This window comes from Plantibacter sp. MCCC 1A11337 (genome assembly GCF_013349365.1).
GTDB lineage: Bacteria > Actinomycetota > Actinomycetes > Actinomycetales > Microbacteriaceae > Plantibacter > Plantibacter flavus_A.
The window spans coordinates 607,145-630,917 of record NZ_JABJWX010000001.1; the positions used below are offsets into that span (position 1 = coordinate 607,145).

The 23,773-nt window shown below is 69.8% G+C and carries 26 protein-coding genes; 6 read left to right on the forward strand and 20 right to left on the reverse strand.

Annotated elements, in window-relative coordinates:
• Positions 1-31: 31 nt before the first annotated feature.
• From HOW07_RS02760 to rpsB, 6 genes are all read right to left on the reverse strand, one after another.
• On the reverse strand, positions 32-589 hold the full coding sequence (locus tag HOW07_RS02760) for a DivIVA domain-containing protein (RefSeq protein ID WP_285039205.1): 558 nt from the start codon (positions 587-589) through the stop codon (positions 32-34).
• Between the two features lie 55 nt (positions 590-644).
• Complete coding sequence (locus tag HOW07_RS02765; protein ID WP_254628156.1) at positions 645-1,607, reverse strand: phosphatidate cytidylyltransferase; 963 nt, start codon at positions 1,605-1,607, stop codon at positions 645-647.
• Positions 1,608-1,762: 155 nt separating this feature from the next.
• The gene (gene frr / locus HOW07_RS02770; protein ID WP_064295107.1) at positions 1,763-2,317 is read right to left on the reverse strand and encodes a ribosome recycling factor; all 555 of its coding nucleotides are present in this window, start codon (positions 2,315-2,317) and stop codon (positions 1,763-1,765) included.
• A gap of 72 nt (positions 2,318-2,389) precedes the next feature.
• Positions 2,390-3,103 carry a UMP kinase gene (pyrH, locus tag HOW07_RS02775; RefSeq protein WP_056006822.1) on the reverse strand — a complete coding sequence of 238 codons (714 nt, stop codon included), beginning with the start codon at positions 3,101-3,103 and terminating at the stop codon, positions 2,390-2,392.
• A 169-nt stretch (positions 3,104-3,272) separates the two neighbouring features.
• Positions 3,273-4,100: a translation elongation factor Ts gene (gene tsf / locus HOW07_RS02780; RefSeq protein WP_079002272.1), complete on the reverse strand. Its 828-nt coding sequence runs from the start codon at positions 4,098-4,100 to the stop codon at positions 3,273-3,275.
• A gap of 18 nt (positions 4,101-4,118) precedes the next feature.
• On the reverse strand, positions 4,119-5,042 hold the full coding sequence (gene rpsB / locus HOW07_RS02785; protein WP_064295105.1) for a 30S ribosomal protein S2: 924 nt from the start codon (positions 5,040-5,042) through the stop codon (positions 4,119-4,121).
• A 314-nt stretch (positions 5,043-5,356) separates the two neighbouring features.
• Here rpsB and HOW07_RS02790 point away from each other — a divergent pair, with 314 nt between their 5' ends.
• The gene (locus HOW07_RS02790) at positions 5,357-5,875 is read left to right on the forward strand and encodes a M23 family metallopeptidase (protein WP_175116025.1); all 519 of its coding nucleotides are present in this window, start codon (positions 5,357-5,359) and stop codon (positions 5,873-5,875) included.
• Here the strand turns inward: HOW07_RS02790 and HOW07_RS02795 are convergent.
• The 11 genes from HOW07_RS02795 to HOW07_RS02845 form a co-directional block, all read right to left on the reverse strand.
• Entirely contained in the window at positions 5,848-6,777 is a 930-nt protein-coding gene (locus tag HOW07_RS02795) for a tyrosine recombinase XerC (RefSeq protein WP_175116026.1), read from the reverse strand. The genes HOW07_RS02790 and HOW07_RS02795 overlap by 28 nt on opposite strands.
• A gap of 57 nt (positions 6,778-6,834) precedes the next feature.
• Positions 6,835-8,175 carry a DNA-processing protein DprA gene (gene dprA / locus HOW07_RS02800; RefSeq protein ID WP_175116027.1) on the reverse strand — a complete coding sequence of 447 codons (1,341 nt, stop codon included), beginning with the start codon at positions 8,173-8,175 and terminating at the stop codon, positions 6,835-6,837.
• Entirely contained in the window at positions 8,172-9,701 is a 1,530-nt protein-coding gene (locus HOW07_RS02805; protein WP_175116028.1) for a YifB family Mg chelatase-like AAA ATPase, read from the reverse strand. The genes dprA and HOW07_RS02805 overlap by 4 nt, the downstream gene beginning before the upstream one ends.
• Complete coding sequence (locus tag HOW07_RS02810) at positions 9,701-10,057, reverse strand: YraN family protein (RefSeq protein ID WP_175116029.1); 357 nt, start codon at positions 10,055-10,057, stop codon at positions 9,701-9,703. The genes HOW07_RS02805 and HOW07_RS02810 overlap by 1 nt, the downstream gene beginning before the upstream one ends.
• A 121-nt stretch (positions 10,058-10,178) precedes the next feature.
• Positions 10,179-10,502, reverse strand: coding sequence for a DUF2469 domain-containing protein (locus HOW07_RS02815; protein ID WP_071260887.1), 324 nt, complete (start codon positions 10,500-10,502; stop codon positions 10,179-10,181).
• A 12-nt stretch (positions 10,503-10,514) separates the two neighbouring features.
• Positions 10,515-11,159 carry a ribonuclease HII gene (locus tag HOW07_RS02820; protein WP_175116030.1) on the reverse strand — a complete coding sequence of 215 codons (645 nt, stop codon included), beginning with the start codon at positions 11,157-11,159 and terminating at the stop codon, positions 10,515-10,517.
• Positions 11,159-11,908 (reverse strand): signal peptidase I, encoded by a 750-nt coding sequence (lepB, locus tag HOW07_RS02825; protein WP_124769107.1) that lies wholly within the window; start codon positions 11,906-11,908, stop codon positions 11,159-11,161. Before lepB ends, HOW07_RS02820 begins: the two co-directional genes overlap by 1 nt.
• A 76-nt stretch (positions 11,909-11,984) precedes the next feature.
• On the reverse strand, positions 11,985-12,332 hold the full coding sequence (gene rplS, locus HOW07_RS02830) for a 50S ribosomal protein L19 (protein ID WP_056006851.1): 348 nt from the start codon (positions 12,330-12,332) through the stop codon (positions 11,985-11,987).
• Between the two features lie 186 nt (positions 12,333-12,518).
• Complete coding sequence (locus HOW07_RS02835) at positions 12,519-13,049, reverse strand: hypothetical protein (protein ID WP_175116031.1); 531 nt, start codon at positions 13,047-13,049, stop codon at positions 12,519-12,521.
• Positions 13,050-13,126: 77 nt separating this feature from the next.
• A complete protein-coding gene (locus tag HOW07_RS02840; RefSeq protein WP_175116032.1) occupies positions 13,127-13,786 on the reverse strand; it encodes a response regulator transcription factor in 660 nt (219 codons plus the stop codon).
• Complete coding sequence (locus HOW07_RS02845; RefSeq protein ID WP_175116033.1) at positions 13,783-15,036, reverse strand: ATP-binding protein; 1,254 nt, start codon at positions 15,034-15,036, stop codon at positions 13,783-13,785. The genes HOW07_RS02840 and HOW07_RS02845 overlap by 4 nt, the downstream gene beginning before the upstream one ends.
• A 112-nt stretch (positions 15,037-15,148) precedes the next feature.
• Between HOW07_RS02845 and HOW07_RS02850 the strand changes: the two genes are divergently transcribed.
• Both HOW07_RS02850 and HOW07_RS02855 read left to right on the forward strand, forming a co-directional pair.
• Positions 15,149-16,654, forward strand: coding sequence for a PspC domain-containing protein (locus HOW07_RS02850; RefSeq protein WP_175116034.1), 1,506 nt, complete (start codon positions 15,149-15,151; stop codon positions 16,652-16,654).
• Entirely contained in the window at positions 16,651-17,019 is a 369-nt protein-coding gene (locus tag HOW07_RS02855; RefSeq protein ID WP_175116035.1) for a hypothetical protein, read from the forward strand. Before HOW07_RS02850 ends, HOW07_RS02855 begins: the two co-directional genes overlap by 4 nt.
• A 29-nt stretch (positions 17,020-17,048) precedes the next feature.
• On the opposite strand, the gene trmD is transcribed toward HOW07_RS02855, so the two are convergent.
• From trmD to nirD, 3 genes are read right to left on the reverse strand one after another with little or no spacing between them, the layout of a single operon-like run.
• Positions 17,049-17,756, reverse strand: coding sequence for a tRNA (guanosine(37)-N1)-methyltransferase TrmD (trmD, locus tag HOW07_RS02860; protein ID WP_085510627.1), 708 nt, complete (start codon positions 17,754-17,756; stop codon positions 17,049-17,051).
• Positions 17,757-17,802: 46 nt separating this feature from the next.
• Complete coding sequence (locus tag HOW07_RS02865) at positions 17,803-18,555, reverse strand: sirohydrochlorin chelatase (protein WP_175116036.1); 753 nt, start codon at positions 18,553-18,555, stop codon at positions 17,803-17,805.
• Positions 18,552-18,926, reverse strand: coding sequence for a nitrite reductase small subunit NirD (nirD, locus tag HOW07_RS02870; protein WP_121290215.1), 375 nt, complete (start codon positions 18,924-18,926; stop codon positions 18,552-18,554). The genes HOW07_RS02865 and nirD overlap by 4 nt, the downstream gene beginning before the upstream one ends.
• 205 nt (positions 18,927-19,131) lie before the next feature.
• On the opposite strand from nirD, the gene nirB reads away from it, so the two are divergent.
• The 3 genes from nirB to HOW07_RS02885 are packed head-to-tail and all read left to right on the forward strand — an operon-like array spanning position 19,132 to position 23,675.
• The gene (nirB, locus tag HOW07_RS02875) at positions 19,132-21,735 is read left to right on the forward strand and encodes a nitrite reductase large subunit NirB (protein WP_371743558.1); all 2,604 of its coding nucleotides are present in this window, start codon (positions 19,132-19,134) and stop codon (positions 21,733-21,735) included.
• Positions 21,736-22,515, forward strand: coding sequence for a uroporphyrinogen-III C-methyltransferase (gene cobA / locus HOW07_RS02880; RefSeq protein ID WP_121290213.1), 780 nt, complete (start codon positions 21,736-21,738; stop codon positions 22,513-22,515).
• Complete coding sequence (locus tag HOW07_RS02885) at positions 22,512-23,675, forward strand: uroporphyrinogen-III synthase (RefSeq protein ID WP_285039218.1); 1,164 nt, start codon at positions 22,512-22,514, stop codon at positions 23,673-23,675. The genes cobA and HOW07_RS02885 overlap by 4 nt, the downstream gene beginning before the upstream one ends.
• Positions 23,676-23,773: the final 98 nt, after the last annotated feature.

Consider the following 23,773-nt stretch of genomic DNA (forward strand, 5'->3'; position numbering starts at 1 on the left):
TGCCTGATCAGGCCACCTGGTCGCCCGACGCTCAGCGAACCGCCAGCATGACGTCCACGACGCTGTCGAGCAGTGCGTCGACCTGCGACTCGCGGTATCCGGCCCATTCGTTGCGGAACACGGCCGTGCGGACGCGATCGATGTTGAGCGGTGTGCCGTCGTGGAAGTAGGCGACGAGGCGGTCCGCGAGGGCGTCCACGTCCTTCCGGCTGTAGCCACGGGCGAGCAGGCTCACGCGCTGGAACCGTTGGCCCTCCGGCCTGGTCAGCCGGTTGAGGATGACCTGCGCGGTGCCGCGGGCGTCGCGCAGCCACTCCTTGGCGCCGCGCTCCTCGACCGACCGTTCCCGCTCGCGGAGCGAGAAGGCGTCCTCGAGTCGCTCGAGCGCCGCGTCGACGTGCTCGGTGCTGTAGCCGCCCCGGACGAGCCGGAACGCCACGTGCCGGATGTCCTCCGCGCTCAGGGTCGCATCCGCGTCGGCGTCGGCGTCCTGCCCGTAGGCGGCGCGAGCGCGGTCGAGGAACTCGTCGACCTCGGCCGGATCGTAGCCACGCTTCGAACGCTTTGAGGTGGGGAAGATCGTGCTCACCGGACCATTCTCCCCCATGAGGGGCTGATCGGGCGAAATCGGACCGGGCCAGAGCTCAGACCGCGAGTCCGCCGAACAGCAGGTAGACCACGTAGGCGACGACCGCCGACGGCAGGATCGAGTCCAGGCGGTCGAGGAATCCCCCGTGCCCGGGAAGCCACGAGCTCATGTCCTTCACGCCGATGTCGCGCTTGATGAGCGACTCGGCGAGGTCGCCGACCGTGGCACTGCCGAGGAGCAGCAGGCCGAGCAGGACACCGACCCACCACGGCACACCGAGCATGAGGATCGCGAGCAGCACACCGGCCACGACCGAGACGACACCCGCCCCGGCGAAGCCCTCCCAGGTCTTGTTCGGGCTGATCACCGGCGCCATCTTGTGCTTACCGAACGACAGGCCGCTCACATACGCGCCGACGTCGACGCAGATGACGAGGATCAGGAACGCCAGCGTCCACCACTCGCCCTCGGGCTGGGCGACCAGGAACACGGCGAAGGAGGCGAGGAAGGGGACGTACACCTGGATGAACGTCCCGGACGCGAGGTCGCGGACGAGCGTGGGAAGGTCGGTCCGCTTCGAAGCGATGGCCTGCTCGGCCACGCGCCAGACGATGACGAGCAGGATGCCGAGCAGGACGACGGACCAACGCCAGACGTCGTGGAGGAAGAACGCCGCCGGCTGCATCGCGACGGCGGAGATCACGGTCGGGATCGCCGGCACCCGGCGCCCGGTCTGCTCGAGGGCCTTCCGCAGCTCAAGCGTGGCGAAGGCCACCACGGCCGAGGCCAGGACGACGAAGATCACCTTGAAGATGATCAGACTCACGAGCATGATGCCGCCCGCGGCCACCCCGATGAGGATGGCGTTCACGAGGTTCCGACCGACGCGTGCCTCGATGCGTTCGTTCGTCGCGTCGAACTGCGCCTTCGTCGCCTGGACCTGCCGTTCGATGTCGGCACGTTTGGCGTCGACCTGCCGCTCGAACTTCGCGCGGCGGTCCTTCAGCTGGGAACGCAATTCCTGCGGACCCGACTTCCCAGACCGGCCGGGTTCGGGTTGCGACGGATCGCTCGATCGCCCGGGAGCGACATCGTCTTCCACAGGTACCTCCAGCGGGCGTGCCGGCGGTCGAGGGACCGGTCGGCGAACGGAATCAGCGGTGGGACAGCGGCTCAGATGGAGAGCAGCTCGGTCTCCTTGGCCTTCAGCGCGGCGTCGACGGCGTCGATGTGCGACTTCGTGACGGCCTCGAGTTCCTTCTCGCCGCGTGCGACGTCGTCGTCGCCGACCTCGCTCTTGAGCGCCTCGAGGTCGTCCTTGCCCTTGCGACGGATGTTGCGGATCGACACCTTCGCGTCTTCACCCTTGCCGCGGACGATCTTCACGTACTCCTTGCGACGCTCAGCGGTCAGCTCTGGCATGGTGACCCGGATGACGGTGCCGTCGTTCGTCGGGTTGGCGCCGAGGTTCGGGATGTCACGGATCGCCTGCTCGATGTCGCGCAGTGCGGACTTGTCGTAGGGCGTCACGACGATGGTGCGCGCTTCCTGGTTCTGCAGGGAGGCGAGCTGCGCCAGCGGCGTCGGCGTGCCGTAGTAGCTCACCAGGACCTTCTGGAACAGCTGGGGGTTGGCGCGACCCGTACGCACCGTGGCGAAGTCATCCTTCGCGGCCTCGACGGCCTTCGACATCCGGGTACCAACATCCGAGAGGACATCCGCGATCACGAGCACTCCTTTGATTGCATTTCTGGGTTCAGTCTAGTCGGGCGGCGGGCCTCGGCCTGGCCGCCCTGCCGCCTATGCGGAGGTGACGAGGGTGCCGATCGCGGCACCGCGGATGGCCGCCGTGACGTTGCCGGCCGGCTCCATGCCGAAGACGCGCATCGGCATGCCGTTGTCCATGCAGAGGCTGAAGGCCGTCGAGTCGACGACCTTGAGGCCGCGCTGGAGCGCCTCCTGATAGGAGATGGTGTCGATCTTCGTCGCGGTCGGGTCGACGCGGGGGTCGGCGGTGTAGACGCCGTCGACGCCGTTCTTGGCGACGAGGACCTCGACGGCTCCGATCTCGAGCGCGCGCTGTGCCGAGACGGTGTCGGTCGAGAAGTACGGGAGTCCGGCGCCCGCTCCGAAGATGACGACGCGACCCTTCTCGAGGTGGCGCTCGGCGCGGAGCGGGATGTACGGCTCGGCGACCTGCGTCATCGCGATGGCCGACTGCACGCGCGTGGCGGCGCCGGCCTGCTCCAGGAAGTCCTGGAGGGCCAGGGCGTTCATGACCGTTCCGAGCATGCCCATGTAGTCGGCTCGGCCGCGGTCCATGCCGCGCTGGCTGAGCTCGGCTCCGCGGAAGAAGTTGCCGCCTCCGACGACCACTGCGACCTCGACCTCGGCGGTCGCTTCAGCGATCTCGCGGGCGATCGACCCGACCACGTCGGGGTTGACGCCCAACTGGCCGCCTCCGAACGCCTCACCTGACAGCTTGAGCAGTACCCTGCGCTTCTTCTCCGGCATCCGCCTGTCCTTCCTCGTCCCTCACACAACTTAGCGTCAGGAGCCGCCCGCTGTCCGCGACAGTGGTCGACTCGCTGACCGGATCGTCACCGATCCCACGTGCACGGGTATGCCCGCGCACGCAAAGGGGTCCGGATCGCCACTGGCGATCCGGACCCCGTCACAACTGCTACGCGCCGACCTTGAAGCGGGCGAACCCGGTCACGGTGAGGCCCGCGTCAGCGAGCACCTTCTGCACGGACAGCTTGTTGTCCTTGGCGTAGTCCTGCTCGAGGAGCGCGACCTGCTTGAAGTACGAGGTCACGCGGCCCTCGACGATCTTCGGCAGTGCGGCCTCGGGCTTGCCCTCGTTCTTCGAGATCTCGGTGACGATCTCGCGCTCCTTCTCGACCTCGTCGGCCGGGACGTCGTCGCGGCTGAGGTAGGACGGGTTGGCGAACGAGATGTGCTGCGCGATGCTGCGAGCCGTCTCCGCGTCGTCGCCCGAGTAGCCGACGACCACACCGACCTGCGCGGGCAGGTCCTTGTTGGTCTTGTGGAGGTAGACGGCGAAGTGCTCACCGTGCACCACCGCGAGGCGGCGGAGCTCGAACTTCTCACCGATGATCGCAGCGGAGTCCGCGATGACCTCGGCGACGGTCTTGCCGTCGGCCGGAGCCGCGTTCCCCTCTTCGACGGTGGTCGCGCCGGCGGCGACGACCGCGTCGAGGACGAGGTCGGCCAGGGCGAGGAACTTCTCACCCTTCGCGACGAAGTCGGTCTCGCAGGCGAGCTCGATGAGCGTGGCGGTGTCGCCGTTCTCCTTCGCAGCGACGAGGCCCTCGCTCGTGGAGCGGTCGGCACGCTTCGCGTTGCCCTTCGCACCCTTGAGACGCAGGATCTCGGTCGCCTTCTCGACGTCGCCATCGGCTTCGACGAGTGCGTTCTTGGTGTCGACCATGCCGGTGCCGAGCTGCTCGCGCAGCACCTTCAGGTCAGCGAGAGAAAAGTTGGCCATTGCTGGTGTCCTCCTTGATTACTTCTCGTCGGCGACGACGGCGGCAGCTGCGCCCTCGGCGTCGGCGGCGGACTCGGTTGCAGCGACCTCGACGTCTTCGACAGCCGGGGCTGCCTCGACGGCGTCGGTCGCGGCGATCGCCTCATCGGCGACCTTCTCGGTCTCGGCGGAACCCTGCTCGCCGCCCTGGAGCAGCTCCTGCTCCCACTCGGCGAGCGGCTCGGCCGGGGCGTCGCCCTCGGTCGGCTTCTGGTGGCGCTGGATGAGACCCTCGGCGGCGGCGTCGGCGATGATGCGCGTCAGCAGGCCGACGGAACGGATCGCGTCGTCGTTACCCGGGATCGGGTAGGTGACCTCGTCGGGGTCGCAGTTGGTGTCCAGGATGCCGATGACCGGGATGCCGAGCTTGCGCGCCTCGTCGATCGCGAGGTGCTCCTTCTTGGTGTCGACGACCCAGAGCGCCGACGGCGTCTTCGAGAGGTTGCGGATACCACCGAGCGACTTGTGGAGCTTGTCCAGCTCGCGCTTCTTGATGAGGAGTTCCTTCTTGGTGAAGCCGCTCTTGGAGGCGTCTTCGAAGTCGAGCTCCTCGAGCTCCTTCATGCGGGCGAGTCGCTTCGACACCGTCTGGAAGTTGGTGAGGAGGCCACCGAGCCAACGCTGGTTGACGTAGGGCTGGCCGACGCGCGTCGCCTGCTCGGCGATGACTTCCTGCGCCTGCTTCTTCGTGCCGACGAAGAGGATGGTGCCGCCGTGGGCGACCGTCTCCTTGACGAAGTCGAAAGCCTGGTCGATGTAGCCGAGCGACTGCTGCAGGTCGATGATGTAGATGCCGGAACGCTCGGTGAAGATGAAGCGCTTCATCTTCGGGTTCCAACGGCGGGTCTGGTGCCCGAAGTGCACGCCGCTGTCGAGCAGCTGGCGGATGGTTACGACGGCCATGAGCCGTTCTCCTGTTCTGCGCTCGCCACCGCACCGCTGACGCGGACGGGTGGGAGTGCCTCGGTTGTCTGACGGACCGGATGGCCTCGTCCCTGGTGCCCGGCGCACGTCCGCCACGCTCCGGAGAGCGAGGACCGATTGGAAGTGGTGGCCGAAATGGCACGCGTAGTCACCCCGACGAGCGAGGTGCTCCGTTCAGCATAGCATCAGGCCACTGTGGTGACGGCGCTCCACAGACCGTCCGACGAGGTCCGTCTCCCCGCTTCGAGGCGCCCCACCCGCACTCGCTCGCCCGCGCCCGTCAGGCTCGGATCATGATGACCTCGATCGCCAGTTGGTTCCTCATCTCCTGCCTGGTGCTCCTCGCACCCGTGAGCACGTCCGGAGCGGCGCCGGCCTGGAGCTGGCCGATCGCTCCCCCGCACGTCGTCACCGAGCCGTTCGTCGCGCCGCCCGACCCGTACAGCGCCGGCCACCGGGGTGTCGACATCGCGGCATCGCTCGGTCAGCCGGTGGCCGCCGCAGCCGCCGGCGTCGTGACGTTCAGCGGGACGGTGGTCGACCGCCCACTCGTCGTGATCCGGCACGACGACGGACACGTCTCGAGCATCGAGCCGGTGGTGGGTTGGGTCGACGTCGGTAGCCGCGTGACCCGTGGGGCACCGATCGGGACGGTCGGCGTCGGCGGGCACTGCGCCGACGGCTGCGTGCACTTCGGGGTGCGGCTCGACGGCGTCTACGTCAATCCGATGCTGCTGCTCGGCGAGGTGCCGCCGGCCGTCCTGCTCCCGCTGACCGCGGGGACTCAGGCCCGCGGGTGGGCGTTGCGGTAGCTCTCCTTGATGCGTTCGACGGAGACGTGCGTGTAGATCTGCGTCGTCGCGAGACTCGCGTGGCCGAGGAGTTCTTGGACGGCGCGGAGGTCCGCTCCTCCGTCGAGCAGGTGTGTCGCGGCGGTGTGCCGCAGGGCGTGAGGCCCTGCCGGACCGCCACCGGGCACGGCGTCGAGGAGCCGGGCGACGAGTGTGTAGACGGAGCGCGGGCCGAGCCGCCCTCCGCGCGCGCCGAGGAAGAGGGCTGCGCCGGGCGTCGGTCCGCGGTCGTTCGCGGCTGCACGGGCGACCAGCTGCGGGCGGGCGCTCGTGAGGTAGTCGACGATCGCCGACTGAGCGGGGACGCCGAACGGTACGACCCGCTCCTTGTCGCCTTTGCCCGTGACCCGGACGGTGAGTCGGTCGAGGTCGAGGTCGTCCCGGTCGAGTCCGCACAGCTCGGACACGCGAAGGGCCGAGGCGTAGAGCAGTTCGACGACGGCGAGGTCGCGGAGGGCGTTCGGCTCCCCCGATGCGGCGCGGTCCTCGAGCCCCGCGAGGAGGTCGTCGAACGGGCCCCGGCCGACGACGCGTGGCAGGGTCCGACCCGTCTTCGGACTCCGGAGACGTGCTGCGACGTCCGAAGCGACCCTGCCGGTGCGGAGGAGCCAAGCGCTCCAGGCCTTCGCCGTGGCGGTGCGTCGCGCGAGCGTCGCCTTGGACGAGCCGGCCTCGGAAGCGGCCCAGAGCCAGTCGCGCAGGAGGTCCAGCGTCACGCCGTCGACGAGCTCGACGTCGCGTCCGGTGGCGAAGTCGGCGAGCTGCCGAAGATCGGAGGCGTAGGCGCGAACGGTCTGCGGCGACAGCCGACGCTCGGAAGCGAGGTGCTCCGAGAACCCGTCGATGCTGCTCCAGATGTCCACGTGGACAGCATGCCCCACGCGTCCGACGCCGTGGCCTTCCCCCGCCGAGCGATCACCTCACGCCCTTCCCCCGACGAGCACCCACCCGCGCTCCCGTTCCTCGACGGCCCCGGCGAGATCGAGCGCACCGAGCACGCCGGTGACCTCGCGAGGACTCAGACCACTCGCTTTCGCGAGCGCCTCGACGGTGCGCGGCGAGCGGGCGCTCAGCACATCGCGGACACGGCGTTCCTCCGGAGAGGCGAACGCCTGCGCATCCGCGTCGACCGCGGTCCACCCGGCGAGCTCCGCCATCTGCGCGGCGTTCGTCACGCACGTGGCGGCGTACTCACGGATCAACCGGTGACAGCCAGCCGACGACGGACTCGTGACCGGGCCGGGCACGGCCCCGAGCGGACGCCCGAGGGACGCGGCATGACCCGCCGTGTTGATCGAGCCGGAGCGATCTCCTGCCTCCATGACCACCGTCGCAGCAGAGGCTGCGGCGATGAGTCGGTTCCGCTGCAGGAAACGCCATTTCGAGGGTGTGGACCCGCACGGTGATTCGCTGATGACGGCTCCGCCGGCCTCGCGGATCCGACGGATGAGCGCGTCGTGACCGGCAGGGTATGGCCGATCGACCCCACCTGCGAGGTAGGCCACGGTCACGCCTCCGCTCCCGAGGGCGGCTCGGTGCGCCGCGCCGTCGATGCCGTAGGCGGCACCCGAAACGATCACGAAGCCCCGATCGACGAGCCCGGCCGCCGCCTCGAGGGTGACGTGCTCGCCGTAACCGGACGCGGCCCGGGCACCGACCAACGCGATGGCGCGTTCTCCCGCAGGCACATCGGGAGAGCCGCGCAGCCAGAGGGCGTGCGGCGCGTGCACACCGAGGTGCTCGAACCCCGCATGCCAGCCCGGAGCGCCAGGCAGGAGGAGTCGGACGCCGACCTCGATCGCCGTCTCACACGCGGCGACGAGGTCGGCCGAGACGAGCCGGGGCCGCCAGCGTTCCAGTGCACTTCCGAGCACACGGGACGCCGGCATCGCAGCGGGATCGTCTGACTCGGCATCGGCCGACGTCGAGCCCGAGCCGCCCGACCACTCGCTGCCGAGGATGCGGCGATGCAGTTCGGTCGGCCCCACCCGTTTCAGGACCGCTGACAGTGCGCCCGCAGGGCCGAGCGCACCGACCACGAGCCCGGCGACGCCGTCGCCCGGTTCGGCGATCATCGTCCAGGCCGCCCGAGCGAACGCCGCCCGGATCGCGGCGGCGCCGACGTCATCACCGGCCTCCGAGACGTCCTCGGCACCTCCATCTGCGCGCGGACTGCCCGCGGCCTCGACCTGTTCCAGGCCGCCGAGGCCTCGGACGAGGCGTTCGACCAACCCGCGGTCCAAACCGAACCACGCACTCATGAGATGCCCTTCCGCAGGAAGAGGGCGCGCCCCAAGTGCTCGGCTGTGGGGCTTTCGGCCCCGTCGAGGTCGGCGAGCGTCCAGCTCAATCGGAGGATGCGGTCGTAGCCACGCATCGTGATGCCTCCCCGCTCGAGGGAGCGGTCCAACGCGCTGGTGACGGATCCGGGCAGCCGCATCCGCGGGCTCCTGAGCCAGGTGCCGCTCGCCTGTGCGTTCGTCGTCCAGCCGGTCCCGGCCAACCGCTCGGCGCTCGCGGCCCGCACCGCTTCGACGCGGGAACGAGCCTCGGCGGTGGAGACCCCACCCTCCTGCGAAAGACTCGTCAGTGCCGAGGTGATCCGGTGCACCCGCACGCGGATGTCGATCCGGTCGAGGAGCGGCCCCGAAATCCGCCCGAGATAGCGTCGACGGGCCTGCGGTGAACAGGTACAGACCCCGTCCGCAGTGCCGTACTGACCGCAGGGGCAGGGGTTCGCGGCGAGAACGAGTTGGAAGGCTGCCGGGAACGTCGCGCTGCCGTGCGCACGATGCACGGTGACCACACCGGCTTCGAGTGGCTGACGCAGTGAGTCGAGGACGTCGGCGCGGAACTCCGGTGCTTCGTCGAGGAAGAGCACGCCGTGCGCCGCGCGCGCGGCTGCTCCGGGCCGGATCTGGCGCGAACCGCCACCGATGATCGCCGCCGCCGATGACGAGTGGTGCGGGCTCTCCCACGGTGGTCGTCGGGCGAGCGCGCCGTCCGGCGGCAGACCGATGAGCGAGCGGAGGCAGCTGACCTCGACCGCGGCCTCGGCGTCGAGGTCGGGAAGGATCTCGGGGAGCCGGGCGGCCAGCATCGTCTTGCCTGCCCCGGGAGGTCCGACCATCATGACGTGGTGCCCGCCGGCCGCCGCCGCGACCATCGCGTCGACAGCATCCGGCTGTCCGACCACGTCCGCGAGATCGAGTGGGTCGGGCACGGGCAGCCGATCGACCCGCTGTCGGACGGGTTCGAGGTCGATCGCGGAGAGTTCCGCACCGTGCCAGATGGCCGCATCACGCAGCGAGGTCGCCCCGATCACCGTGACGCCGGGCACGAGTTGCGCCTCGTCGACGTTGGCGGTCGGCACCATCACCGCGTCGTAACCGGCGCGGGCGACGGCGAGGACGGCCGGTAGTACGCCGACGAGCGGACGGAGCCGACCGTCGAGCCCGAGCTCACCGAGGTGGACGACCCGCTCGACGGACTCCCGGCGCACCAGACCGCCGACGGCGAGGCAGGCGATCGCCATCGAGAGGTCGAATGCGCTCCCCTGCTTGGGCAGCGACGCGGGAGACAGGTTGATCGTGAGCTTGCCGCCGGGCAGCTCGCAGCCGGAGTTCGCCGTCGCACTCTTGATGCGGTGCGCGGCCTCCCCGAGCGATTTGTCGGGAAGACCGACGATCGCCATACCCGGCACGGTCGCGGCGGCAGACGCCTCGACCTCCACGATCGCGCCCGTGAGGCCGGCGAGTGCGACCGACCAGGTGCGTGCGACGGCCATCAGGAGACTCCCCGCAGGTGCTGGAGTCGCATGTCGCCTTCGGACGGCAGCACGATGCCGACGACGTCGACGCGCATCCGCCTCGATCGCGGTCGGTGCTCAGCACACCAGGCTCCGGCGAGGCGACCGATCCGGGCCAGCTTGCTCGGGGTGACCGCCTCCGAGGGATCACCGAAGCCGATGCCGGAACGGGTCTTCACCTCGACGAAGACCAGCGTGCCGTCGTCGTCCGCGACGAGATCGAGTTCACCCTGCGGGCATCGCCAATTGCGGTCGAGGATGCGGTATCCGCACGCCTCGAGATGATCCGCCGCCACCTGCTCGCCGCGTCGGCCGAGTTCGTCCTTCCGTGCCATGTGCACCTCCTGGCATCCAGCCAAGCGTGCAGACGAGGCGCGTTACCCGGAGGTGGGTCTGTCGTCGACGAGCGAGCGGCGAAGCGAGCCTGTGGAGCGCTGTCGGTCGCGGGGGCCTCGCCTACTCGTCGAGCGTGAGTTCCTTCGGGAGTTCGAAGTCGCGCGAGGACAGCTGCTCGACGTTGACGTCCTTGAACGTGAGCACTCGGACGCTCTTGACGAAGCGGTCGGACCGGTAGACGTCCCACACCCAGACGTCGGTCATGGAGAGCTCGAAGTAGAAGTCGTTCGCCGTGTCGCGCCGCACGAGGTCGACCTCGTTGGCGAGGTAGAACCGGCGCTCGGTCTCGATCACGTACTTGAACTGACCCACGACATCGCGATACTCGCGGTAGAGGGCCAGTTCGACCTCGCGGTCGTAGTCTTCGAACTCGTCTTCGTCCATGGTCTCTCCAGTCTACGTGTAGGTGGGCAGCCAGCTGCTCCGGTGGTGGAGGGTCAGGCCGTGCTCGGTCAGGGCCGACAGATGCTGCGCCGAGCCGTATCCCTTGTTGCCCTCCCACCCGTACTCCGGCAGTGCCTCGTGCAACTCGATCATCAGTCGGTCGCGGTGCACCTTGGCGAGCACGGACGCCGCAGCGACCGAGGCGCAGTCCCGATCCGCTTTGACCCTCGTGGTGATGGTGAGCGGTCGCTGGAGCGCCCGGCTCAGCCAGTCGCTGTTGCCGTCGAGCAGGACGGTGGACCCGGTGACGTCCGCGCCGACGGCGTGCAGTTCGAGCAGCGCCCGACGGCCGGCGAGTCCGAGGCACGCGGTGATGCCGAGCTCGTCGACCTCCGCGGGACTCGCGAGCCCGACGGCCCCGTACAACACCCACTCGCGGGCCAGCGGTTCCAGGCGGGTCCTCGCTCGCTCGCTCAACAGCTTCGAGTCACGGAGTCCCGCAGGGAACGGCCCGCACGCCGGGGCGACCACCGCGGCGCCGACGGCCACCGGGCCGGCGATCGCTCCGCGACCCACCTCGTCCATGCCGATGACCGACGGGACACCCGCAGCGAACAGTTCGTGCTCGACCTCGAGGGTCGGTTCGCTGACGGCCATCACTCCTCTTCTGGGGCGGGGATGCCCTGGAAGACGGTCGGGTAGTTGTCGAGCCAGGCCCAGTTGCTGGACGGCCAGGTGATGACGAACGCGCGCCCGACGACGTTGTCGATCGGGACGAAGCCCCCACCGGGGGTGTCGCCGTTGTACCGGGAGTCCTTCGAGTTGTACCGGTTGTCGCCCATGACCCAGAGCGAGCCCTCCGGGACGACGATGTCGAACGGGTCTCCGGACACCTTCTCGGTGCCGGCCGGGAGCTTCACGTACGGTTCGTTCAGCGGAACCCCGTTGACCGTCATCTGCCCGAGGGGGTTGCAGCACGACACGTGGTCGCCCGGCAGGCCGATGACGCGTTTGATGAGGTGGTCGTCGCTGTCGGGAGCGACGAGGCCGAAGATCGACAGCACCCATTCGACGGCTGCGGTCACGGGAGGCTGCGGAGCCTCGACCGTCTGCGGCAGCCAGCCGCCCGGATCCTGGAAGACGACCACGTCGCCTCGGTTCAGCGAGACCACGTCGGGGACGAGCTCGTTCACCAGGATGCGGTCCTGGATCTGCAGCGTGTTCTCCATCGACCCGGACGGGATGTAGAACGACCGCACGAGGAAGGTCTTGATGAGGAAGGAGACCAGCAGCGCGACCACGAAGATGATCAGGAGGTCGCGAAGGAAGAGCAGCGCTCCGCGTTTGCCGCGGGGGCGCTGCTGGTGGTCGGGCGACGCGTCTGCCGCCAGGGAATTGTCTGTCATTTAACCGCCTGAGCTCCCCACCAGCTTATCCGGTGGGGAGCTCAGGAATGATCGCGGAGGGCGACCGGGAGGACGACTAGTTGTCGCGCTTCTCCTTGATCTTCGCCTTCTTGCCACGGAGCTCGCGGAGGTAGTACAGCTTCGCGCGACGGACGTCACCGCGGGTGACGACCTCGATGTGGTCGATGTTCGGGGAGTGCACCGGGAAGGTACGCTCGACGCCGACCTGGTAGCTCACCTTGCGGACCGTGAAGGTCTCGCGGACACCCTCGTTGGAGCGGCCGATGACGACACCCTGGAAGACCTGGATACGGGACTTGTTGCCCTCGATGATGTTCACGTGCACCTTGACGTTGTCGCCGGCGCGGAAGTCGGGGATGTCCGACTTGAGGGATGCTGCATCGACTGAGTCGAGAATGTGCATGATGATTCCATCTCTGCGACCGCCACAGGTCGACCGCTGAATACGTTCGGAAGGAAGGGTGTGCCCGATGCCGGCGTTCCCCTGTGGCAGAACTGCGGAGGCACAAACAGCAATTGTGTCATGAAAGGGCCCCGGATGGGAAACCGGGCCCCGGACGGCGCGGGCGACAGCGGTGGAGACGACCGCTCAGCAGCGCTCGTCGGGCTTCGACTCCTCGATGACGATGAACTCGCCGCCGTCGATCGGGCCGGGATCGAACCGAGGCTGCGGCGGGATCGCCGATCCGGGCATCGTGCCTGGCCCGGCTGCAGCGGCCATGCGCTCGAATTCGGCCATCGTCTCCCGAGCCCGGCGAGCCGTCTCGGAGATGAGTTGCGCGATGACGCCCCAGAAGGCGGCGAGGCCGGCGACGACGCCGAGGACCGCCCAGAGGGCGACGCCCGAGCTGAAGGAACCGAAGCAGATGATCGTGACGTGCCAGAGCGTGAGCAGGCCGACGTCCGTCCAGGACACGAGCTTCGTCGTCCGGACGCTGGCCCTGGCGGAGATGAGGAACGCGATCGCAGCGAGCGCGATGGCGAGGATCGGCATGGCGATGAAGAGCCCGAAGAGGCTCCAGCCGCTCTCACCGAAGAGTCCCCATCCGACGAACGGCCAGGCGGGCAGCACGAAGATCGCGGCGAATCGCCAGTAGTAGAACGCCCGACGGATGATCATGCCTTCAGGCTACCGCCGGGCCCCTGAGCGTGCACTGGTCGTTCGCTGTCGGCCGATGTCGGTCCCGGCCCGCGTGGTCAGAGGAGCTTGCGCTGCAGAGCCCAGGCGGCGAGTTCGTGGCGCGATGACAGCTGCAGCTTGCGCAGCACGCTCGACACGTGGGTCTCCACGGTCTTCACGGAGATGAACAGCTCCGTCGCGACCTCCTTGTAGGCGTAACCGCGGGCGATGAGGCGCATGACCTCCTGCTCGCGGGCGGACAGCCGGTCGAGCTCGTCGACGGACTCCGCCGTCTCCCCCGTCACGGCACCGAAGGCGTCCAGGACGAATCCCGCGAGCCGCGGTGAGAAGACCGCGTCGCCGTCGTCGACCCGTCGTGCCGCTTCCGCGACCTCGGCCCCCGAGGAACTCTTGGTGATATACCCGCGGGCTCCGGCCCTGATCACCCGGACCACGTCCTCGGCGGCATCCGAGACGCTGAGCGCGAGGAACCGGGTGGCGGGCGCGATCGACACCGACCCGACGATCACGTCCGCGCCACCGCCGCCGGTGCCACCCGGCAGGTGGACGTCGAGCAGCACGACCTGCGGGCGGGTCTCCCCGATCACCCGGACGGCCTCCTCCACGTCGCCGGCCTCCCCCAGCACCTCGATGCCGGGATCGAGCTCGCTGCGCAGCCCGGAACGGAAGATCGAGTGGTCGTCGACGATCACGACGGTCAGTGGTCGGTCGCTCATGGTCGGCTCCTCGGAACGGTCGGGACGGTGTCGGGCAGCGGCGCAGTCGGCGCGGTGTCGTGGACGGGCAGGACGAGACGGACCTCGGTACCTCGTCCGCCTGGCCCCGAACGGATGGTCGCCTCGCCACCGATGCGCTGCATCCGGCCGATGATCGACTCCCGGACCCCGAGGCGGTCCCGCGGGACCTGTTCCAGGTCGAAGCCGGGGCCGCGGTCGGAGATCGACACCTCGATCCGCTGCGGTGCCGTCTCGAGATACACGGAGACGTCGCCGCCGGCGTGACGTGCCGCGTTGAGCACGGCCTCCCGCGCGGCGGCGAGGAGCGGCTCCGGAGCGTCGTCGATCGCACGCCCGACCGCGACGACGTCGACGCGCACGGCGTGGTCGGCCTCCACCGCGGCCGCGATGGTCCGCAGCTCGGTCGCGAGGTCACCCGTCGGAGCGGTACCACCGGAGAACAGCCAGCTCCGCAGCTCGCGCTCCTGCGCCCTGGCGAGACGGGACGCCTCGCTCCCCGGGCCGGCCTGCTGCTGGATGAGCGCGAGCGTCTGGAGCACGGAGTCGTGCAGGTGCGCGGCGATCTCGGCGCGGTCGGCCTCGCGCATCCGCGCGGCGCGCTCGTCGGCGAGGTCGCGGTTCAGCTGGAGCGCCCAGGGCGCGATGACCACGGCGACCCCGAGGAGCACGGCGATCGCTGCGACGATGACCGTCCACATGTTCGGGCGGTCCCCGGTGACGAAGAACAGGAGGATGCCGAGGACGACGAGGACGAGCGCTCCGAGCACGCGGACCAGGAGGGCACGTGAGCCCTCACCGCGACCACGCTCGCCGAACTGCCGCCACGCGAGTGCGGCTCCCGCGAGGACGACGATGACGGGGATGACGGCCTCGAGCGGGATGTCCAGCCCGGTCCGGGTCGCGATCAGTGCGGTCCCGGCCGCGAGCAGGGCGATCCCGAGCAGCACCTCCGTGATCGGCGCATGACGGGGGCCGTCGAGATCGCCTCCGTCATCGGTCGAGGCCGGCCGGAGCAGGTGCTCACGGGGATCGAGCGGTGCGTCCGCGCCCTGCGTCGGCGTCATGACCCACAGCCACACGTAGAGGAGCAGGCCCGCTCCGCCGCAACCCGCGAGGATGACCGTCGCGGTCCGCACCGCGGCGACGGGGAGACCGGTGTGCTCGGCGAAGCCTGCACAGACACCGCCGAGCAGGCGGCGCCTCGGACGGCTCATCACCTCGGTTCCCATGGAGCCATCCAAGCAGTTCGGGGTGCGGTCGGCACCTTGGGACGACAGGATCAGGGTTCGCTCAGGGTCATGCCGGATGGGAAGGACCCGGACGCTTCGCCAGAATCGGACCATGACGAACCACAGCACGCCGCCCACCGGGGCAGAACCGGGGGCACCCGCCCCGCAGGATCCGACGACCCGCTTCTTCGACTGGTGGCGGTCCACCGGTCTCCGTCGCTCGAGCGACTCGTGGCTCGGCGGCGTCGCCGGGGGTGTCGCGGCCCGGCTCGGCCTCGATCCGATGATCGTGCGCGGAGCCCTCATCGTCATCGCGATCCTGGGCGGGCCGGTCCTCTTCGTCTACGCCGCGGGCTGGGCGCTCATCCCCGACCAGCAGGGTCGGATCCACCTCGAGCGTGCGATCCGGGGCGTCTTCGACCCGGCGATCGTCGCGATCGGCATCCTCGCGGTCCTCACCGCCGTGCCGTTCATGCGAGGCCTCTGGTGGGACGGCGTGCCGCAGGCGTGGAACCTGCCCGGGTGGCTGGAGTCGACCATGACCGCCGGTTGGGTGATCGCCCTGGTCGCCGCGGCGGTCTGGCTGATCGTGATGTTCTCCCGCCGCGACCCAGGGCGGCCGACGCCGCCTGAGACACCGCCGCAGCGCGACCCGTGGACCAGTGACGCCTCGATCCCGAAGCCGACGGCACCATCGCCCACGGCCTCCCCCGCGGGCCCTGCCGGCTCGGCCCCGGCCTCCCCCGGTGCCGCGAACCCGGTGTCGCTCGCGAAGGTCGACGGTTCGCCAGGTCATGCGGGCGCGACCGTCCCGCTCCCTGGAGCCGCCACCGCCGCCGCCTGGGACGGGGCTCCGAGCCAGCAGCGCGGTTGGACGAGCCAGGAGTTCCGGGACGAGATGAACCGGCAGCGCGCCGAGCAGCGGGCCGAACGCGAGACGAAGGCGCGGGAGCACCGGTCGAAGCAGCCTGGAGCAGCTTTCGTGGCGATCACCCTCGGCCTGGCACTGCTCGCCGGTGCGGGTGCGGCCGTCGTCGCTGCAGGCGCCGGCTTCTCGATCCCGGTCGTCGTGGTCATCGGCCTCGCCAGCGCCCTCGGAGCACTCGCCGTCGCGACGATCGTCGCGGGTATCAGCGGACGGGAGAGTGGCTGGCTCGGGCTCTTCACCTGGGCCGCCGTGATCTCCCTGCTCGTCACCGGAGTGTTCCCACTCGGCACCTCCTTCCTGCCGGTCGGACGCACGACCTGGACCGTGACGTCGACGGATGCGGACGACCGACGCGGCTACGTGATGATCGCCGGCCAACCCACCCTCGACCTCGGCGAACTCGCCGACGACGACGCGCTGCGCGGCGGGACCATCGACGTGTGGATGGTCGCCGGCGAGGTCGACGTCCTCCTCCCCGAGGACGTGCCGGTCATCGTCGAGTTCTCGGCGATCGCGGGCACACTGGAGACGGACCGCGACGGTCGGGACGGAACGGACCGACGTGGCGGGGCTCTCTTCCAAGAGGATGCGCGGTACGGCCGCACGACATCGAGCGACACGACGCGGGTACGGGTGTGGACGGTCGCCGGCAGCGCTGTCGTGACCGAGGAAGCGGAGGCGGGACGATGAGCGAGCAGGACGACCGGACCGGAACGGCGAACCTGTCGTCGCCAGCCGACGAGACGACGGAATCGGCTCCGTCGGAGACCAATCAGACGAAAGCCACGGAGTCGGACGCCACACGGCCGACCACCGCGCAGACGGCCGATGAGCCGAGGACCGGTGTCGGCCCGACGGATCGAGGTGGTCGGGCGCCGCGCTTCGGCACGATCCTGTGGGGCGTGCTCCTGCTCGTCTTCGCCGGGGCCATGCTCGTCACCAACCTCACCGAGGTGCGCATCGACCCCTTGGGATGGATCACCGGGGCGATCATCGCGACCGGGGCGGTCCTCGTCATCGCCGGCATCGCCGCCGCCGTACGGCGTCGACCCTGACAGTCGTCGAACGCGGAACCCCGGCGCGCTCAGGCGTCCGGCTCGTCGGCGGGCAGCAGATCCGGGCGGACCTCGCGGGTCCGCTCGATCTGCTGCTGACGACGCCAGGTGGCGATCGCACCGTGGTTGCCGCTCAGCAGCACCGGCGGTACCGGGAGTCCTCGCCACTCGGCAGGCTTCGTGTAGCTCGGGTACTCGAGCAGCCCGTCTTCGTGCGACTCCTCGACGAGACTCTCGGGGTTGCCGACGACCCCCGGGACGAGCCGACCGATCGCCTCGATCATCGCCATCACGGCGACCTCTCCCCCGTTGAGGACGTAGTCGCCGAGGCTCACCAGCCGGACCCGCGCTCGGCTGGCCGTGTGGTCGAAGACGCGGTGGTCGATGCCCTCGTACCGGCCGCAGCCGAAGACGAGGTGCGGCTCGGCCGCGAGCTCGCGGGCCATCGCCTGCGTGAACACCTCGCCCGCCGGAGACGGGAAGATGACCAGCGGCTCCTCCTCGGTGTCGTCGCCCAGGATGCCGTCGAGCGCCTCGCCCCAGGGTTCCGGCTTCATGACCATGCCGGCTCCCCCGCCGTACGGGGTGTCGTCGACGGTGCGGTGACGGTCGTGCGTCGAATCCCGCAGGTCGTGGACGTCCAGTTCGATGAGCCCGCTCTGCTTCGCCTTGCCGAGCAGCGAGAGGTCCAGAGCATCGAAGAAGGTCGGGAAGATCGTGACGATGTCGATGCGCATGAGGAGCAGTCTATTCGCCCGACGGTCGTCGTCCCGGTCGCGTCGGTCAGCCCGACAGTCCGGCCGAAGCCTCCTCGTAACGGTCGACCACGAGGTCGACGATGCCGGGATCGGGAACCTCTCCGAGGTGGAGGAGCGGCTGCGTCACGAGGTCCGCTCCCGCCTCCTCGAGCAGCCGCGCGAAATAGCCTGGCGCCAGCAGGTAGGTGGCGATGATGACCCGCCCTCGCGGTCGGCTCGTTCGGGCCGCCGCCACCGCGTCGGGCACCGACGGCTGAGCCGCGGAGACGAACGCCGTCTCGACCGGCACACGCAGTCGCGATTCCAGCCGGCGTCCCATGTCGACGCAGTCGGCGACGGCCCGGGCGTCGGTGGACCCGGCCGCTCCGAGCACGATCCGATCATCCGGCGTCACGTGCAGCGCCTCCAGTCGACTGGCGAGGACCGTCACGAGGCGGTCGTCCGGTCCCATCGCCCGCCCGAGTGCCGTCGGTCGATCCGTCGCCGCGAGGTCCTCGACGAGGTCGACGTGGACATGGAACCCCGCGGACAGGAGCAACGGCACGACCACCGCGGGCCGCTCGGGCTCGATCGAACCGAGGGTGGCCGGGACGTCGGGCTGCTGGACGTCGACGAAGCCGCCGGCGACGTGGAGGTCGGCACGCGATCGTCCGACGGCGTCGACGAGCGCGGCGACGGAGGCCTGTCCGATCGGGCAACTCGTCCCGTGGGACACGGCCAGGAGCGCCGGACTCGTCCGCGTCTGCGGGCGGCGCACCGCGGCCTCGAGCAGGGTCATGCGTCCTCCCCCAGCTCGATCTCCACGAAACCGCCCACGATGCGGGTGCGGAACGTCTGGAGGAAGAGGTTCGGGTCGGTGAAGCACTCGCCCGTGCCGAGGTCGTACACCTGCTTGTGCAACGGTGACGCGATCGTCGGTCGCTCCCCTCGGGAACCGACGATGCCGCGAGCCATCACCGGCGCGGCCGTGTGCGGGTCCCGATGGTCGACGGCGTAGACCTCCTCGGCCCCGATGCGGAACACCGCGATCTGCCGGGCGCGGAGCAACGCCACCTCGCCCCAGGAGAGCTCGAGGTCGTCGATGGCGCAGACGCGTCGCCACTCGGCGAGCGCCGTCCGCCCCGTGTGCTGCTGCATCGTGATGCTCATCGTCGGCCTCCTGATCGTGCGTCGGAGCATCGACGCTACGGGCGGGGTGTTTCGTCGGATCACCCGTGACGTTTCGGTGAGGTGAAACCGACCTCACATCCGGCCGGGCGTCGTGTGCGGTCCTGGACGCGTTCGGGACACATGCGGGCAACGGACCGGAAACGCCGTGTCAGTACGCTCGCTGGAACACGAGCCGAGGGGGCCCATGATGATCGATCCCACCGCAGGAGATCTGTCGCGTCGCGTCGTCGTGGTCGGCGGCGGCCCGGCCGCGCACCGGCTGGTCGATGCCCTGCACAGTCGCGACGCCGGGCGCACCATGCACATCACGGTCGTCTGCGAGGAGCTCCACCGTCCCTACGATCGTGTGGCACTGAGCAAGCGTCTCGACGATGCGGCGATCGACCTCACGCTCGCGCCGACTGGTGTCTGGGACGAGCAGCACGTGTCGCTCCTGCTGGGCGAACGCGCCGAACGGATCGACCGCGAGGCCCGGACGGTGCACACCTCCCTGGGGAGGGTCGTCTCATACGACGAGCTGGTCCTGGCGACCGGCTCCTCGGCCCCGGTGCCCGAGATCGACGGTTCGGAACACGCCCTCGTCTACCGGACGATCGACGACGTGGACCTGCTGGTGTCGGAGATCGAGCGCATCGGCGCCCTGAGAGGCCGTCCCGCCCGGGTGATCGTCGCCGGCGGCGGGTTGCTCGGGCTCGAGGCTGCCGGTGGTGCGGCACGGCTCGGTGCCGAGGCGAGTGTCGTGCACTCCGGGTCGTGGCTCATGTCCGCCCAGCTGGATGAGGGAGCCGGTCGAGCCCTCGGGCGCATCATCGGCGGCCAGGGCATCGGTCTGCATCTGGGGACGAGGCCACGGTCGATCCTCGTGGACGAGCAGGGCGGTGTCTCGGGCGTGAAGTTCTCGAGCGGCCAGCAGGTCGACGTCGACATCGTGGTGTTCGCGATCGGTATCCGCGCCAGGGACGAGCTGGCCCGCGATGCCGGAATCGAGCTCGGTGACCGCGGCGGTGTCGTGATCGGGACCGACTGCAGGACGTCTGCGACTGGTGTCTGGGCCATCGGCGAGGTCGCGTGCTTCGACGGTCGATGCACCGGCCTCGTCGCGCCGGCGAACGCGATGGCCGAGGTCGTCGCGGATCGGCTGCTCGGTGGCGAGGCGGAGTTCACGACCGTCGACGACGCGACGAAGCTCAAGCTGTCCGGCGTCGACGTCGCGAGCTTCGGCGACGCACTTGCACGCACGGAGCAGAGTCTCGAGATCGTGTACGCGGACCCGGCGCGGGGGCTGTACCAGAAGCTCGTCATGACGGACGACGCCAAGATCCTTCTGGGCGGGGTCTTCGTCGGCGACGCCTCGCCCTACGCCTCGCTGCGTCCGCTCCTCGGCGCTGAATTGTCCAGTGAGCCGGCCGCCTACCTGTCGGCCTCAGGGATGGAGGCACCGGCCGGGGACGAGCTCCCCGACGCAGCGCTCGTCTGCGCGTGCAACGCCGTCACCGCGGGGACCGTCCGAGACGCGATCGCGGGCGTGCACGGCGAGGCGTGCACCGAGCTGGGGGCGCTCAAGACCTGCTCCCGTGCCGGGACCCAGTGCGGCTCCTGCGTCCCGCTCGTGAAGAAGATCCTCGAGACGGAGCTGACGAAGTCCGGCATCGCCGTCTCGCGGGCACTCTGCGAACACTTCGAACTGTCCCGCCAGGAGCTGTTCGAGACCATCCGGGTGCTCGGCCTCACCTCCTTCGACGAGATCCTCGCGCGCTACGGCACCGGCCGCGGCTGCGACGTGTGCAAGCCGGTGATCGGTTCCATCCTGGCCAGCCAGCAGGGTGGGTACATCCTCGACGGCGGCCGGGGGACGCTGCAGGACACGAACGACCGGGCGCTCGCGAACATGCAGAAGGACGGCACCTACTCCGTGGTCCCCCGGATCCCCGGTGGCGAGATCACACCGCAGAAGCTCGCGGTCATCGCGCAGGTCGCCACCGACTACGGGCTGTACACGAAGATCACGGGCGGTCAACGCATCGACCTGTTCGGCGCCCGCCTCGAACAGCTGCCCGACATCTGGCGCATCCTCGTCGACGCCGGCTTCGAGTCCGGACAGGCGTACGGGAAGTCGCTCCGCAATGTGAAGAGCTGTGTCGGCTCCAGCTGGTGCCGCTTCGGCGTACAGGACTCCGTGGGCATGGCGGTCCACCTCGAACTCCGGTACCGCGGCCTCCGGGCACCGCACAAGTTCAAGTTCGGCGTCTCCGGGTGCGCGCGCGAGTGCGCCGAAGCACGTGGTAAGGACGTGGGGATCATCGCCACCGAGCAGGGCTGGAACCTGTACGTCGGCGGCAACGGAGGGTTCCAGCCGACCCACGCGCAGCTCCTGGCCGGAGACCTCGACGACGAGACGCTCATCCGGTACATCGACCGCTACCTCATGTACTACATCCGGACGGCGGATCGACTGCAGCGCACGGCCAGGTGGATGGAGGACCTCGACGGCGGGCTCGACCACGTGCGGGAGGTCGTCGTCGAGGACTCGCTCGGACTCGCCGCCGAGCTCGAACAGGCCATGGCCGCCCATGTGGACGGGTACGAGGACGAGTGGGCGGCGACCCTCGCCGACCCGGAGCGCCTCCGCCGGTTCCGTTCCTTCGTCAACGAGCCGGGTGACGCCGAACCGCGACTCGCGCGGGTCGCGGAGCGAGGCCAGTACCGGCCCGCGACGACGGAGGAGATCGACCGCGGCGAGGCCGTCTATCTCGCAGGGCCTACCATTCCAGTGAGGGAAGGGGCGTAGATGTCGGGTCCAGGCAGGGTCACGCTCGTCGGCGGCGGACCGGGCGATCCCGCGCTGCTGACCGTCGCCGCCGTCGAGGCCCTCCGCGACGCGGACGTGGTCCTCTACGACCGGCTCGCACCCCACGACACCCTCCCCGAGCTCGCCCCGAACGCGCTCCTCGTCGACGTCGGCAAGCGCCCCGGCCATCACCCGATCGGACAGGACGGCATCGAGACCGTCATGGTGCAACACGCGCTCGACGGCGCGGCGGTCGTCCGCCTCAAGGGAGGCGACCCCTACGTCTTCGGGCGCGGCAGCGAGGAAGTCCTGGCCTGCCACCGCGCGGGCGTCCCCGTCCGCGTGATCCCGGGCGTCTCGAGTTCCGTCGCCGTGCCCGCGGCTGCCGGGATCCCCCTCACGCACCGGAACCTGAGTCACCTCTTCACCGTGGTCAGTGGTCATGCGCCGCTCTCCGACGAGGAACACCGTCACCTCGCCGGCCTCGGTGGGACCATCGTCGTCCTCATGGGTGTCGGCACGCTGCCCTCCATCTCCCACGGACTCCTCACCTCGGGACTCGCCGCCGACACCCCTGTCGCGATCATCGAGCGCGGCTACAGCGAGACCCAGCGCACCACCGTGGCAGACCTCGGGACGATCCTCCACGTCGCCGCAGCCGCCGGTGTGCGGTCACCGGCGGTCATCGTGATCGGCCACGTCGTCGCCTTCGCCTTCGACGGTGACGCCGAGGCCTCGGAACTGCTGGCGCGGGCCGAACGTCTGGGGGCATCGGCGTGATCGACACCACCCCGCCGGCCGCCGACGCCGGCCCGGACGTCACGACTCCGGTCCCGGGATTCCGCGCGGACCAGCTCGAGGGCTTCCGGATCGGCGTGACGAGCGACCGTCGATCGCAGGACCTCATCGACGCCTTCGAGCGGCGCGGCGCCACCGTCGTGCACGCACCGACGCTGCGGATCGCACACGCACAGCATGACGAACCGCTCATCGACGACACCCGCGACATCATCGCCGCACGCCCCGACGTCCTGCTCGCCACGACCTCGTACGGCATCCGACGGTGGTTCGAGGTCGCCGACGCCGCTGGCCTCGGCGACGAACTCCTCGAAGCGCTCGCCGAAACGGCCATCCTCGTCCGTGGGCCCAAGGCACGCGGTGCCATCCGAGCAGCCGGTCTGAACGACGTGGGCATGAGCGACCGCGAGACCACAGCCTCGCTCGTCGACAAGGTCGTCGCCGACTACCCGGCAGGTCTCCGCGTCGCCGTCCAGCTCCACGGGTACACCGACGAGCGCCAGCTCGAACGGCTCCGTGCCGTCCACCAGGAGGTGCACACGGTCGCCCCCTACCGGTGGACGGACCCCGATGCGACCGACGAGCGTGTGCGGCGACTCGTCGAGGCGATCGTGAGTGGCTCCCTCGACGCGGTCACCTTCACGAGTGCCCCGTCGGTCGTCGCCCTGTTCACGGCCGCAGAAGCACTCGGTCAGGAGGACGCCGTCGTCGACGCCTTCCGTCGCGACGTGCTGTGCGCGGCGGTCGGGCCGGTCACGGCGGCGCCACTGCTCGCTCAGGACATCGAGCCCATCGTCCCCGAGCGGTTCCGCATGGGGGCACTCATCCGGCTGCTGTGCGAACACCTCGAGCAGCACGCGATCCTCCGAGCCGAGACACTGCACGGCCCGATCGCCATCCGTGGCTCCATCGTGGAGCTGCCCGGCTCGCGGGTCCGGCTCCCCCCGAACTCGCTCGCGCTCCTCCGCGCCCTCGTCCGCGCGAACGGAGCCGTCCTCTCGCGCGCCGCACTGGCCGACGCGCTGCCCGCAGCCGCGGACCACCACGCGCTCGAAGTGCAGATGAGCCGTCTCCGCCAGACGCTCGGCGTGCCCGGACTCATCAACACCATCGTCAAGCGCGGCTACCGCCTCGACGTCTGACGGCGGCCGATCCGGCCCCTGGACCGCGCGCGTTCATCCGCCTCACCAGGGTGATGAGTGCCTGTGAGCAGGCGGTGATCCAGGTGTTACCTCGCGGG